Origin of the sequence: Microcoleus sp. PH2017_12_PCY_D_A (assembly GCF_020738565.1) — a bacterium.
Lineage (GTDB): Bacteria > Cyanobacteriota > Cyanobacteriia > Cyanobacteriales > Microcoleaceae > Microcoleus.
Map to the genome: position 1 here is coordinate 1 of NZ_JAEQCI010000150.1, position 13,775 is coordinate 13,775.

The following is a 13,775-nucleotide window of genomic DNA, read 5'->3' on the forward strand; positions in this document are numbered from 1 at the left end:
TCCTTCTTTTTCTGCGGACTAAAGTCCTCACTACGAACCTTATTTCTGAGATTCTTTTTGCTCAATTACGGAGAATCAACTAATTTATTGAAAGCTGCCTGAGCCGCTGCTTGTTCGGCCGCTTTGATCGATCGACCTTTTCCCTCTGCTACCAACTCTCCCTGAACGTGAACCTCGGCGGTAAAACGATCCTCGCCGCCCTGTACAGTCCCCGTTTCTTTCACGCTATATTTGGGCAAAGTTTTATATTTGCCTTGAGTCAACTCCTGGAGGGCAGCTTTGTAGTTTTGGCGGGCCGGATCGCTGCGAATTTCCGCCGCTAAACGTTGAAAGTGACCGTCTAACCAAGGGCGAATTAATTCTAACGTCTGGGCACTCAAATAAAGGGCGGCCAGCAAGGCTTCCAAAGAATCTGCCAGCCTGGGCACTGCGCCTGTTTTGTCGGCTGCGGCGCTGCTGGAAACGATTAAATAGCGATCGAACCCGTAACTGTCAGCGATTTTAGCAAGGATGCGATCGCTCACCAAGATCGATCGAATAGCAGCAAACTCTCCCACCGTACAGTCAGGATAAATTTCAAACAACAATTCCGAAGCCGCCAGCCGCACCACAGCATCGCCGACAAACTCTAATTGCTCGTAATTTGCCTTAGCAGACGCGCTCGCATGAGTCAAAGCTAAATCGACGAGATGCCATTTTATCGAAGCATCTTTCGACAGTCCCAACTTTTGAATTAATGTTTCAAGTTGCTTTTGGCGACCAGGATAAATCAGATTCATAGCGAATTGTGAATTGGGAATTGGGCATTGGCTATTAGAGATGTATCTGGTGTATTTAACCTTATTCTAAAAATATATAAAAATTCTGCCACTCTCCTACTCGCTTCCTCTTTTAGTCTGGGAAATTGGAGGGGAAAAAGTCGGACATAAGCCGGGTTCTGTTCTCTCAACTGCAAGCAGTTTTCGAGGGCAGTTATCTATCTGGGACGCCTGTTACCAGACGCCTCAAGCGGTACCAAAGAACGGAACCGGTAAAAAACCAACCGTAGTTCCTCCGACCTTGCTCCCAACCGGGGTTTACCGAGCCAGCACCTCTCGATGCTGCTGGTGCGCTCTTACCGCACCTTTGCACCCTTACCCCCTAATACTTTGCGATTTTTGACGATCGACTTTTGATGCAATCTCCAATCTCCAATCTCCAATCTCAAAATGGGGGGCGGTATCTTTCTGTGGCACTATCCTCACGATCGCTCGCACTGGGCGTTACCCAGCAAGTTTGGTTTTTCGGGAGCCCGGACTTTCCTCAGACCAGCTTTCGCCAATCCGCAACCGCCTGCGCCTACTTTTTCCCCAGATTTATTGTACAGGAATCGAGCGATTTTAGATGTTAGATGTTAGATTTTAGATTCTTCGACCGCAGCTAGCGAACAAGTTTTCAATGTACATATGATTCCTGGGCTCAGTCATCTTTTAGAGTAGAAAAATTCTCAAACCAGCCGCGCCGCCAAAAGAAGTAAACTAAAGTAGAGGCGATCGCTAGCATCAGCCCCCAACAAAGCGGATAGCCAAAATACCAGTTCAGTTCCGGCATATTCAAGGGCGACTTCTCTGTATTAAAATTCATCCCGTATACCCCCGCCACAAAAGTTAGAGGAATAAAAATACTCGAAATCACCGTGAGCAGTTTCATGATTTCATTCATTTTATTGCCAACCGAAGACAAGTAAACATCCATTAAACCCGAAGACAACTCTCGATAGGTTTCCACCATATCCATCACCTGTACCGTGTGATCGTAACAGTCGCGCAGATAAATTCGCACCTCAGGACTAATCAAATCGCTACCATCTCGAATTAGCACGTTAATTGCATCCCGCTGCGGCCAAATGGCGCGGCGCAGGGTCAGCAATTCTCGCCGGATTTTATATATTTTTTCAAGAGTTTTTCGCGTTGGGCGCACCACCACTTCATCCTCTAACTCTTCAATCCGCTCTCCGTAAAGTTCTAATACAGGAAAAAATCCATCTATGATTGAATCTAACAGAGTATAAGCAAGATAATCGGCTCCGTGCTTGCGAATAACTCCTTGTCCTTTGCGAATGCGATCGCGCACGGGGCCAAAACAATCATAGTCCGGTTCTTCCTGAACAGTTAGCAGATAATGCTTTCCCAAAATAAAACTTACTTGTTCTTTATGAAAATTCTCTGAATTAGGCTTGATCATCACCATCCAAGCAATGATTAAAAGGTGTTCTTCATAGTCTACAACTTTCGGTCTTTGAGGAACATTAACTACATCTTCCTGAGCCATAACGTGCAAATTAAACACTTCGCCCATTTGTCGCCAAGTTTCCTTGTTTCCCAATCCCAGCATATCAACCCAAGAAACAGATTCTGTATCTAAATAGGCAGCAGCTTCTTGAGGATTTACCAAGTTTTTGGGACGAGTAGCTCCTGTCTCGCAATAGTCAATTAATACAATGTCTGGAGGCGGCGCATCGGGTTCTAAGTCGAGAGTTCCTGGCAGGGCACCCGGAGCGTCATAAAAATAGTCAACGTAGGAATCATCATCATCTTTAATTGGTTTGGTAACGGCACTAGAAGTATGTATGCTTTTGTTGTATACCATGTCTATACTCCTTACTTTTAGTATCTTTAATTAGGTTATCACTTTTTTGGTGAAAACCCAAATTAAGCATGGTATGAATAAGCTTAACTATTACTTGCCCACCCGATCTCAGAAACCCGGTTTCTTTGAAAATTATCGTCGTCCAATAAATATCTTATAAGAAACCGGGTTTCTTGACCTGGGCTCTATTAAATCACCAATTACCAAGGACCAATTCCCAAGGACCAATTCCCAAATCTAAAATCTAAAATAGTGTTACTTTTGCTTAATTGGAATCTCGATCGCAAATTCAGTTCCGCCACCGGGCGCGGAAATACATTCCAGCTTGCCCCTGTGTCTTTCCACCACAATTTGATAGGAGATAGACAGCCCCAAACCAGTACCTTTACCCACGGGTTTAGTAGTAAAAAATGGGTCGAATATCCGAGATTTAACAGACTCTTCCATTCCTGAGCCGTTATCGGAAATTGCGATCGCCACCCGATTGTTCTCCAAAACCGCCGTGCGAATCCGAATCGCAGGCAATGCGTCGCCACCCAAAGGTAAACTCGGAAAATTTTGCCGTTCCCCATCCGTTGCACTCGCCAATTCCAATTTTCTATTTCTGACATCAGCTAAAGCATCAATAGCATTATTTAAAATATTCATAAACACTTGATTTAACTGTCCGACGTAGCACTGTACGGGGGGTAGTATACCATATTCTTTAACTATTTCAATCGGGCGATTTCGGCCATTTTCTTTGAATTTGTGTTGCAAAATTAACAGAGCGCTGTCAATTCCTTCGTGAATATCAACACGTTTAATATCTGATTCTTCCAGACGCGAAAAATTACGCAAAGACAGAACAATTTCGCGAATCCTATCTGCTCCAATTTGAATTGACTTCAGCAGGTGCGGGAAATCCTCTTTCATGAATTCCAATTCTATTTGCTCGGCAAACTCCGAAAGCCCCGCAACAGGTTCCGGGTAATATTGTTGATACAAATTGCACAGTTGCAGCAAGTTTTTTGCATACTCGCTAGCATAAGTAATATTGCCGTAAATAAAACTGACAGGATTATTGATTTCGTGAGCAATGCCTGCTACCAACTGCCCCAAACTAGACATTTTTTCAGCTTGAATTAGTTGAGCTTGAGTCCTGCCTAATTGTTTCAATGTTTGCTCTAACTCGCGATTTTTATGTTTTAATTCTGATTCTGCTTGTTTGCGCTTGGTAATATTGCGGGCGATGGCGATCGCCTGATTCGAGTTAAAAGGCAGCAATCTCGCTTCATAGGTTTCTTCTCCTGACGGCATGGTTAGGGAATACTCTAGATTAACTGGATTTCTGTTTTCGGCAACTTCCAGAAGAGCTTGCTCGAACTGGTTAGCGGCAGTTGGCGGCAATATATCGCTCATTCGTTTGCCAATAAAATAGTCGGAGCTCACGTACAAATCCGCTGAATTTCCTGACAAGTAATCCAAAATAATGCCGTCAGCATTGAGGCGGAAATACAAATCGGGCAACGCCTGAAAAACAGATTCCAACTCAGAAGTTTTTTGGCGCAATGCTTCTTGGGCGCAGTAGCGATCGCTAATATCCAAAATTACCCCATCCAAACAGGAAACGCTCCCATCGGCGTCGAACACTGGAGAACCTTTATCCCACACCCATTTAACCGTGCTGTCTGCTGCTAGCAAGCGGTATTCTAAATTATAAGACTGTTTATTTTCTATTCCTTGCCGAATAGTTGCTTCTACTTTTGCCAAATCTTCTGGGTAAATAATGCTAGCAAAAGTTCTGCCTTTGCTGTCCAAACGCGAAATAAAATCCCCAGCCTGGTAGCCCGCTATTAAGTAAATTGCCTCGCTAATAAAACTTGTTGAAAAATCGCACTGCCAGCGATAAACCACCCCGGGAATATTAGCAACCAAAGACCTAAATCTGGCTTCACTCCTACGCAAAGCTGCTTCCGATTCATGGCGTTTTGTAATATCGTTAGTAAAACCTAGCACTGCAAATATATTACCTTCAGCATCGCGCAGAGGGACTTTTTTGGTATCTAAAATATGTATTGAACCATCAGCAACTGTTGCGGCATCGCAGGGATTGTGGATGATTTCGCCTGCCAGTACAGCAGAATCATCTGTGCGAAATCCTCGGATATTTTGTGCGGAATTTCCAAATACTAGCTCTTCTGAAAATCCTAATTCTAAATCTGATTTGCCAATTATTTCTTCGACTGTTTTACCGATCGCTTCGGCTAAACTGTTGTTGGCCAAAATGTAGCGAAATTGTTTATTCTTGGCAAAAATCCAGTCACTGGTTTTGTCGATTACCGTCCGCAGAAGTTGTTCCGAACGTTCGGTTTGTGCCAATGCTACTTGCAGTTCTACTTCCAGGCACTTGCGATCTGTAATATTTTCAAATGCCACGCCTACGGAGTTGTTAGGTAACGGAAAAGCTTTAATAGAAAAAGCACGAGTTATTTTCCCCGATTCGTCGCTGTCAATATCTTCAACTTCTACAGCTTTTTGGTTGCGAATTACTTCAGCAAATGCTTGGGGAATGTTTTTCGATCGCAAATGCGGAAAAATCTCGTCGATTGTCATGCCCAAAACGTCGGCCATTTCTAGCCCGGTAAACCGCGTAGCAGCGGGATTCGAGGCGATCGCCCTCAAGGTGCTATCATCTTCTATATTTTCCAAGTGATAGACGTACAAACCAATTTGCATATTCTCAACAATTTGGTCGTAGAGGCGCACGCTTTCGTCTACCTGCCTGCGTTCGGTGATATCTTCTGTAATCCCCAAAACGTACTGAGGCTCGCCCTGAGCGTCGAGAATTGGCACTTTGCGGGTGTGCAGTATTCTCATACCTTTGTGGCGAGTTTGGATCGGCTCTTCGGCTATTTCTTTAACCAGAGATTGGTTGTGATGGCTGGTCAATATTTCCCTGTCTTGAGCGGTAAAAACGTCAGCTTGCTCTTTCGGGTAAATATCGTAGTCATTTTTGCCGATCGCCTCTTGAGATGTCACACCTGCGATCGTTTCCCCCGCCTTATTCCACAGCACGAATTTTAGCGAAGAAGCATCTTTAGCAAAAACTCCCAGCGGCAGGTTTTCTACTACAGAATTTAGGAACCCTCTAGCTGATTTTAATTCAGCTTCTGCGCGCTTGCGTTCGATGCCTAAAGCGATGACATCAGCAACGGATCCTAAAGTTTCTTCAAAGGGTACTGTCAGCGACTGGTGGCTGACAATTACCATGACTCCCACTAGCCTTTCTTCGACAATTAAAGGATAGCCGGCGAAGGTAAGAATTTGCTTGGGGATTTGCCAATTTCTCGCATTTTGACTGCTGTCGATAATTGCTAATTGCGAACTGTGTGCTGCCGTGGCTTCCCCGCATTCTTGCTCCTCTAGCCCCAAATGATTCAGTTCAAATCCGCAGTCAAATTGTGGTTTTTGCTGTAGGGCGATCGAGTTAACCTTATTTTGAATAAATCTAGCCACATCGTCTGTGCGGCTGTAGATTCCAGAGGTTGCTTGCAACTCGCAAACATTGTATTGAGAGTTAAAAGTCCAAATTTCAGCAGAGGCGACATCGAGATTTCGTACCATTGCCTCGCAACAGGGAAGCAGGATATCTTGAGGGTGTTTGGTAAGGGCAATACCGACATCTGCCACCATTGCTGTGAGGCGAGAAGCTTGGGCTTTTTCTGCTTCCAGCCGTTTGCGATCCGTGATATCTTCCACCAAAGAAAGCACGGTAAAAGTGTCGTTACTCCGAATAATCGAGTTGAACCAGCGACACCAAATAACTTGTCCGCTTTTAGTTTTATTTTGATTGATTGAAGTATTGCCGTTACCGGAGGCTAGTTCGAGTTCGATCGCACTTACAGCCTCTCGATCTTCCTCGCAAACCAAATCCAAATCACCGAACTGCTTGCCCAGCATATCATCGGAAGTCCAGCCAAAGATTTCTTCAGCGCGTTTCGACCACTGAACGATCCGAAATTCCTCATCCCAGCCTACCATGGCCAGGGGACTGTTAGCCGCATTCAACCACAATAAATGGTTCGATCGGCGCAACTGTTGAGTTTTCTGCTGCTGCCAGCGGTAGTGCCTGGTGATATCTCTGCCAACGCCCAAAACCCGCATCTGGTTGGTAGAGGCATCCACCACTGGCGTGTAAGCAGTTTCGTAGATTTTAATCCCGCCATCTGCCGCCGTCACCTCATGAATTGCTAGCTTTTTTTCCCCTGTGATAAATACTTGTTGCAGACAGGAATCAATCTGCGAAATTATATTTTTGAGAGCGGGTTTATGGGGATATAACTTCAATAATTCCTGATGAGTTTTATTGAGTATTTCAGGTGGCTCCAATCCCATCCAGCTAGCAGCAACGGGATTGATGTATAGGTACTTTTGCTGTCGATCGCACTCTAGGAAAGCATCAACAGAGTCAGAGAAAAAAGACTGTAACGAGTTGATAACTTCCTGCATGGGTATTTTTTGATCACTTGCAAGTTAAGCTTTAAATTTTTCCTAAAGTTAGTTTAACTCACTCAAATATTTTTGCGTACTTTACTGCTGTGGTTCCCGGTGCAATTTTCGGCCCGTTCCCTATAATACAAAAAATTTCATGAAATAGTATTTTTCGGAATATAACTTAATTAGAGCAGATGCTCTTTTTTTTAACAAGACGCATCGGATACAAAAGGGAGAGGGGGAGAGGGGGAGAATCCTAGTTTGTAGGGTGCGCCTCGGCGCAGCAGTTGAGTTTGTAGGGTGCGCATTGCGCAGCAGTTGAGTTTGTAACGCATTGCGCACCAGTTGAGTTTCTAACGCATTGCGCGGTTTACCAAGTTTCAGCTTTTTGAGTTTGTAGGGTGCGCCTCGGCGCACCGATTTACCAAGTTGGCGAAGGTGCGCACTGCGCACCCTACAAAGTTGGGACTACATCATGCCCATGCCGCCCATGCCGCCCATGCCGCCCATGCCGCCCATGCCGCCCATGCCGCCCATGCCGCCCATGCCGCCCATGCCGCCCATGCCGCCCATGTCGCCCATGTCGCCGGCGGCTTTTTTCTTCTCGGGTTTTTCGACAATTACAGCTTCAGTGGTCAAAACCATGCCAGCAATGGAACCGGCATTTTGTAAAGCCGATCGCACTACCTTAGCCGGATCGATAATTCCAGCGGCAATCATATCTTCGTAAACGTCGGTGAGAGCGTTGTAGCCAATGTTCAGCTCGCTAGCCCGCACTCGCTCGATCGCGATCGAACCTTCAACACCGGCATTATCAGCGATTTGACGCAAAGGTGCTTCCAAAGCTTTTGCAACCAAGTCAGCGCCAATTTGCTCTTCAGCGTCTAAAGTGCTTCTGATGGCATCAATTTTGGCAATCAGGTGAATCAGCGTCGTGCCGCCTCCAGCGACGATACCTTCTTCCACAGCAGCTTTAGTAGCGTTGAGGGCGTCTTCAATGCGGAGTTTGCGATCTTTGAGTTCGGTTTCGGTAGCTGCGCCTACTTTAATTACAGCAATACCGCCAGCAAGTTTGGCAATGCGCTCGGTCAATTTTTCCTTATCGTAGTCAGAATCCGTCGCTGCTAGCTGCTTGCGGATTTGCTCGATCCGTGATAAAACGTCTGCTTTGTGTTCGTCGCCAGCGACAATGATGGTGTTTTCTTTGTCAATCGTAATTTTGCGGGCGGTACCGAGCATTTCTAGTGTTGCGGTATCAATGCTGAGTCCGACTTCTTCAGAAATCAGTTGACCGCCGGTCAGAACGGCGATATCTTGTAGCATAGCTTTGCGTCGCTCGCCAAAACCTGGAGATTTGGTAGCTGCGATGTTCAACACGCCGCGTGCTTTGTTGATCACCAAAGTTGCCAAAGCTTCACCTTCAATATCTTCGGCGATAATAATCAGCGGTGAACCGGCGCGAGCAACTTTTTCCAGAAGCGGAATTAGTTCTTGAATGGAGTTAATTTTTTTGTCGGTAATCAGGATGCGAGCATTTTCGTACTCAACTTCCATGCGATCGTTGTTGGTGACGAAATACGGGGAAAGATATCCGCGATCGTACTGCATCCCTTCGACAACTTCCAATTCTGTCAGCAGAGATTTCGACTCTTCAACAGTAATGACGCCATCTTTGGTGACTTTTTCCATTGCTTGAGCAATCATAGCGCCGACTTCTTCGTCATTACCGGCGGAGACTGTAGCGACCTGAGCAATGGCAGATCCTTCGACAGGTTTCGCTAATTTAGCGATTTCTAGGACTAAGTGGGCGATCGTTTTTTCAATCCCGCGGCGCAGTGCGACTGGATTTGCGCCTGCTGCGACATTCTTCAAACCTTCGCGAATGAGGGATTGAGCAATCACCGTAGCGGTGGTGGTGCCGTCGCCTGCGATATCTTTAGTTTTGGAGGCGACTTCTTGAATTAAGCGAGCGCCAGCATTTTCGAGAGGATCTTCGAGTTCAATTTCCCTAGCAACGGTGATACCGTCGTTAACGATTTGGGGAGTGCCGAATTTCTTTTCGAGTAGGACATTCCGGCCTTTGGGGCCCAAGGTAATGCGGACTGCATCGGCGAGTTGATTGACGCCGCGTTCCAGTGCCCGCCGGGATTTGTCGCTAAATGCAACTATTTTGGTCATGTTTGTCTCCTTGCGCTTACATTAGCAAATTTAGCACTCTCTGACTCTGAGTGCTAAGCCGATCGACTTTAGATTGTAGCGTGCCCCAGCTTGGTGGGGGGTGATGGAGGTGGATTTGGGGGTTTTGGGCAGATATAATGGGATTTGTGCCATGGCGGGCGATCGAGTTTTGCTTCAAATCCAAACCCAATTTTGATGCCGCGTCATCCCAAAGCAGAATTTTTTTGCATAAAAATTCTTAACTTCCGCCTTCTGTCATCCACCTTCGGATAGATATTGTGTTCTTTGTGTTTTGCCTTCAACCTTCCACAGCAACCACGCCCGACAATTAGGAGATTCTTAATTACTAAAACCCTCGTCGAAGAATCCTTCTTCCTTCAAAATCCATCCGTTACATCCGTTACATAATCCGCTGCCGAACCTTCTTCCTTAACATAATGGCTCGTTATTCTCGACTGCAAAAACTCATTTCTTATATGCGCCCGCACTGGAAACCAACATTTTGGGGCGTTTTTTCCTTATTAATTGTCAATGCTGTAGGCGTTTACATTCCCCTACTGATTCGGAATGCAGTTGACACACTCCAAGTGGCGACTAAATTTGACCAAGTTTTCAACTACGTGATACTGATTCTGCTACTCGCCTCAATCATGTGGGGAATTCGGATGGCGTCGCGGATTCTGCTGTTTGGCGTGGGGCGTCAAGTCGAATTTGACCTCAAGCAGCAAATATTTAATCATTTATTAACATTAGAACCGTCTTATTTTGCCGTTAATACAGTAGGAGATTTAATTAACCGGGCTACCTCCGACTTGGACAATATTCGCCGCTTGGTGGGTTTTGCAGTGCTGAGTTTGGCGAATACAGCCTTTGCTTATGCTTTGACTTTGCCGGTGATGCTGGGGATTGATGTACGGCTGACGCTGTTGGCGATCGCAGTTTATCCATTAATGCTAGTTTTGGTACAATTATTTAGCGACAAACTTCGCATCCAGCAACTAGCAGTCCAAGAAGAACTATCGGCGATGAGCGATTTAATTCAAGAGGATATGAGCGGGATGTCCGTAATTAAAATCTACGCTCAAGAAGAAAACGAACGCCGAGCTTTTCGCGATTGTAACGCCAAGTTGCTATCAGCCAATTTGACATTAGCTCAAACTCGAAACTTTATTTTTCCACTGCTGGGGGGTTTGGCAAGCATCAGTTTGTTGGTGCTGCTTTCTGCGGGTGGCGGAGCAATTGCTAATGGCATAATTAGCGTCGGAGATTTTGTGGCGCTGCTGATTTATGTCGAGCGTTTGGTATTTCCCACGGCGCTGTTGGGTTTCACAATTACTGCTTACCAGCGCGGAGAAGTCAGTGTCGATCGCATCGAATCAATTTTGACTGTGGAAGCGCAAATTAAGGATGCACCCGGTGCCGTTGAATTGCCAACTCCCGTCAAAGGCGAAATAGTCGCCCGCAACTTGAATTATACCTATCCCAGTGCTAAGACACCCGCACTCAAGGATGTTAGTTTTACCATAAAACCGGGCGAAACCGTCGCAATTGTCGGGGCGATCGGCTCGGGAAAATCAACTTTAGCTAATGCCCTGCCGCGCTTGCTGGATATAGCTCCGGGCGAATTGTTTGTAGACGGTCAGGATATTACGGAGGTGAAGTTGAGGGAGTTGCGCGGGGCGATCGCCTACGTGCCCCAAGAAAGCTTTTTGTTCGGCACTAGCATCAAGAATAACATCCGCTACGGCAATCCCTTGGCAGAACAACCCGAGATTGAAGCAGCAGCCAAACAAGCACAAATTCACCCCGAAATTCTCAACTTTCCGCAGCAGTACAAAACAGTTGTCGGCGAGCGCGGCATTACCTTATCCGGCGGACAAAGGCAGCGAACAGCACTAGCTAGGGCTTTGTTAGTTGACGCTCCCGTGCTAATTTTGGACGATGCTCTTTCCAGCGTTGACAATCAAACTGCGACCGATATTTTGCATAATTTGGCAACCGGAACCGATCGCAAAACCGTAATTTTCATCTCGCATCAGATGTCCGCTGCTGCTAGTGCCGATCGCATTTTCGTCATGGAAAAAGGAGAAATAGTTCAGAGTGGCACTCACGCAGAATTAGTAGGACAAACAGGGCTTTATCAGTATTTGTGGAACCAGCAAAAATTAGAGGAATTGCTGCATTAACAGAGACGATCGTACAGGTTCGTAGTGAGGACTTTAGTCCTTCTTCAGCCAAAGGGAAAAGGACTGAAGTCCGAACGATCAAACCTTAAGAAATACAAGTCAGGTTCGTAGTGACAAGTCAGGTTCGTAGTGAGGACTTTAGTCCTTCTTCAGACAAAGGGAAAAGGACTGAAGTCCGAACGATCAAACTGAAGCGTGCTTGACTTAGTTATTTATCAAAAATTGTCGTGGAAAATCAAAAATCTAATCCTTCAAGCCTCTCAAGCAACAATGATTCACCGGGAAATAGTCCCATCAAAATCATGCCCCTAGGCGACTCAATTACCGATGGATACTTCGTACCAGGAGGATATCGCATCGACTTACAGCCTGCAATGGAGAATCGAGGCTATGCTATTGAGTTTGTCGGTTCCCTAAGCAATGGCCCCGATACCCTACTCTCTCAGCATCACGAGGGACATTCCGGTTGGGTGATCGAACAAATTTGCGATCGGGTTGTGGAGTGGCTGGAAACCTTCCAACCGGATATTATTTTGCTCCTCATCGGCACCAATAATATCGGACAATGGTATCAAGTAGAAACTGCAAGCTATCGCCTCAACCAATTAATCGATCGCATTTTTCAAACTGCACCCAATGTTAAACTCTTTGTCGCTGCAATTCCGCCAATGTCTGAACCCACCTTAAATCAGCGAGTTAAACTATACAATCAAAACAGCGAGGAGTTAGTCAAGGAAAAACAACAAGCAGGGAAGCCCATAGATTTTGTTGATTTATATAATATCCTCAGCCTAGACGATCTCCCCGATGGCGTTCATCCCAACCGAGAAGGATTTCGGAAAATTGCTGGTGCTCTTGAAGCTTGTCTGTCAGCGCACCTAAGTTAACAAATTCCTCGTCTGCGATTCCACGCAGTCTACAATCGTCGTCAAGAAAAATAGTATAATGAATATATCTAGTCCACCCCAATAATCCCCAATCATGCTCGCAGAAGCAAACGCCAAACTCTGGCCTAGTCTAATAACTGTTTCAGCATTAATTCTATACTTCGTTGTTACCATCAACGTTGGCAGAGCCAGATTCAAATACAAAGTTTCTCCCCCGCAGATGACAGGAAACCCGGACTTTGAACGAGTAGTGCGAGTTCAGCAAAATACCTTAGAGCAAATGATTCTATTTTTGCCCTCGCTGTGGCTGTTTTCGCACTTTGTCAGCCCAATTTGGGGCGCCGGTATCGGTGCAGTTTGGATAATTGGACGCATTTTGTTTGCTTGGGGTTACTATCAAGCCGCCGAAAAACGAGCGGCAGGATTTGGCATTAGTACCTTAGCCACTTTAACTTTGCTTGGCGGTTCATTGATTGGCATCATCATGTCCCTGGTAAAAGTTTCACAGCTATAATTTATATTAGTAGGGTGCGCCCCGCGCACCTTTTTAAGTAAATCTACTTATTCGCATAGTTTCAGTAGTAAAAAATATGTCAGAAACCAACAAACCCGTATTTCAAATTAACCAGCAACTTTTTCAACAGCTTACCGAGTGGCAAGAAAAACTCGCACTAGAAGATGAATTAGCCAGCGAGTCAGAAGACGAGAAACCAATAGAGGTAAAAAGTCCTCCCAACAGTCATGAACAGCATTCTCAAGCAAATAATTCCTAGCTTGTGGCTAGCAGCATCTTTTGTATTTCCGGCTGCTGTCTCGGCTCAATCGGTTACACCAAGCCAAATTCAGCAAATCAATAGCGGTTTGTTTCGTTCTAACTCTCAAGATTTCTTCCAGCAAGGAAATCGCCAACTGGAAAGAGAAATCGCAGCTTTGTTGGGAAAAACTGCCACTTCCGAAGGCAAGATTCTGGAGATTGATGAAAGATTGCTCTCTCGGCTTTGTCGCGAAGATTTTCAAATAAACTCGCCGCATTCTGATACAATCAGTGCTGCTGATGTTTCTAGTTTTCAGGCAAAACTGAAAGAGGTTTGCAGGGAAAATTAAAAGCGAAGTGAGGGAAAATTAAAGATTTAGAATTGATGGATAAAGAATCAATGACCAAATTGAGACTAGCAATGCTGGAATCGGAAACTGTGGCGCAATTGGCTGCTATCATTATTGACTACACTCATGAGGAAATGATGCTAGTTTTTCATGAGCTTGAATGGGAACAGCAGGCTAGAATTAAGGATATTTGGAAGAGTGTTTGAGGGATGGCCTGTTTATAACCCACATTCCGCAGATGTGGGTCGGATTTTTTTATCAGTTGTGAAAACTTGGAAGCCAAACGCTTTTGGGCTGAAATTATGCAGTGTTAGCC

General features: G+C 45.5%; 10 protein-coding genes and 1 other RNA gene. 6 read left to right on the forward strand and 5 right to left on the reverse strand.

Going from position 1 to position 13,775, the window contains the following annotated elements; genetic code table 11:
- Positions 1-65 precede the first annotated feature (65 nt).
- From rnc to groL, 5 genes are all read right to left on the reverse strand, one after another.
- On the reverse strand, positions 66-779 hold the full coding sequence (rnc, locus tag JGK39_RS29690; RefSeq protein ID WP_293259954.1) for a ribonuclease III: 714 nt from the start codon (positions 777-779) through the stop codon (positions 66-68).
- 131 nt (positions 780-910) lie between these two features.
- Positions 911-1,346: RNase P RNA component class A (gene rnpB / locus JGK39_RS29695), an RNA gene on the reverse strand.
- A gap of 112 nt (positions 1,347-1,458) precedes the next feature.
- Entirely contained in the window at positions 1,459-2,628 is a 1,170-nt protein-coding gene (gene corA, locus JGK39_RS29700) for a magnesium/cobalt transporter CorA (RefSeq protein WP_293259957.1), read from the reverse strand.
- Between the two features lie 255 nt (positions 2,629-2,883).
- Positions 2,884-7,119 (reverse strand): PAS domain-containing protein, encoded by a 4,236-nt coding sequence (locus JGK39_RS29705; protein ID WP_293259960.1) that lies wholly within the window; start codon positions 7,117-7,119, stop codon positions 2,884-2,886.
- A gap of 453 nt (positions 7,120-7,572) precedes the next feature.
- Complete coding sequence (gene groL, locus JGK39_RS29710) at positions 7,573-9,282, reverse strand: chaperonin GroEL (protein ID WP_293259963.1); 1,710 nt, start codon at positions 9,280-9,282, stop codon at positions 7,573-7,575.
- 437 nt (positions 9,283-9,719) lie between these two features.
- Between groL and JGK39_RS29715 the strand changes: the two genes are divergently transcribed.
- The 6 genes from JGK39_RS29715 to JGK39_RS29740 all read left to right on the forward strand — a co-directional run bounded on the left by JGK39_RS29715 (position 9,720) and on the right by JGK39_RS29740 (position 13,665).
- Positions 9,720-11,468, forward strand: a complete 1,749-nt coding sequence (locus JGK39_RS29715; RefSeq protein WP_293259966.1) for an ABC transporter ATP-binding protein — start codon at positions 9,720-9,722, stop codon at positions 11,466-11,468.
- Between the two features lie 227 nt (positions 11,469-11,695).
- Positions 11,696-12,355, forward strand: coding sequence for an SGNH/GDSL hydrolase family protein (locus JGK39_RS29720; protein WP_293259968.1), 660 nt, complete (start codon positions 11,696-11,698; stop codon positions 12,353-12,355).
- A 94-nt stretch (positions 12,356-12,449) separates the two neighbouring features.
- Positions 12,450-12,869, forward strand: coding sequence for an MAPEG family protein (locus JGK39_RS29725; RefSeq protein WP_293259970.1), 420 nt, complete (start codon positions 12,450-12,452; stop codon positions 12,867-12,869).
- A 76-nt stretch (positions 12,870-12,945) separates the two neighbouring features.
- Positions 12,946-13,128 (forward strand): hypothetical protein, encoded by a 183-nt coding sequence (locus JGK39_RS29730; RefSeq protein WP_293259972.1) that lies wholly within the window; start codon positions 12,946-12,948, stop codon positions 13,126-13,128.
- Positions 13,097-13,459, forward strand: coding sequence for a hypothetical protein (locus JGK39_RS29735; RefSeq protein WP_293298487.1), 363 nt, complete (start codon positions 13,097-13,099; stop codon positions 13,457-13,459). Before JGK39_RS29730 ends, JGK39_RS29735 begins: the two co-directional genes overlap by 32 nt.
- A 50-nt stretch (positions 13,460-13,509) precedes the next feature.
- Entirely contained in the window at positions 13,510-13,665 is a 156-nt protein-coding gene (locus JGK39_RS29740; protein WP_293259978.1) for a hypothetical protein, read from the forward strand.
- Positions 13,666-13,775 lie beyond the last annotated feature (110 nt).

Coding starts and splice junctions, on each gene's coding strand:
- rnc (WP_293259954.1), bottom strand. CDS start 779: ATGAATCTGATTTATCCTGGTCGCCAAAAGCAACTTGAAACATTAATT.
- corA (WP_293259957.1), bottom strand. CDS start 2,628: ATGGTATACAACAAAAGCATACATACTTCTAGTGCCGTTACCAAACCA.
- JGK39_RS29705 (WP_293259960.1), bottom strand. CDS start 7,119: ATGCAGGAAGTTATCAACTCGTTACAGTCTTTTTTCTCTGACTCTGTT.
- groL (WP_293259963.1), bottom strand. CDS start 9,282: ATGACCAAAATAGTTGCATTTAGCGACAAATCCCGGCGGGCACTGGAA.
- JGK39_RS29715 (WP_293259966.1), top strand. CDS start 9,720: ATGGCTCGTTATTCTCGACTGCAAAAACTCATTTCTTATATGCGCCCG.
- JGK39_RS29725 (WP_293259970.1), top strand. CDS start 12,450: ATGCTCGCAGAAGCAAACGCCAAACTCTGGCCTAGTCTAATAACTGTT.
- JGK39_RS29730 (WP_293259972.1), top strand. CDS start 12,946: ATGTCAGAAACCAACAAACCCGTATTTCAAATTAACCAGCAACTTTTT.
- JGK39_RS29735 (WP_293298487.1), top strand. CDS start 13,097: ATGAACAGCATTCTCAAGCAAATAATTCCTAGCTTGTGGCTAGCAGCA.
- JGK39_RS29740 (WP_293259978.1), top strand. CDS start 13,510: ATGACCAAATTGAGACTAGCAATGCTGGAATCGGAAACTGTGGCGCAA.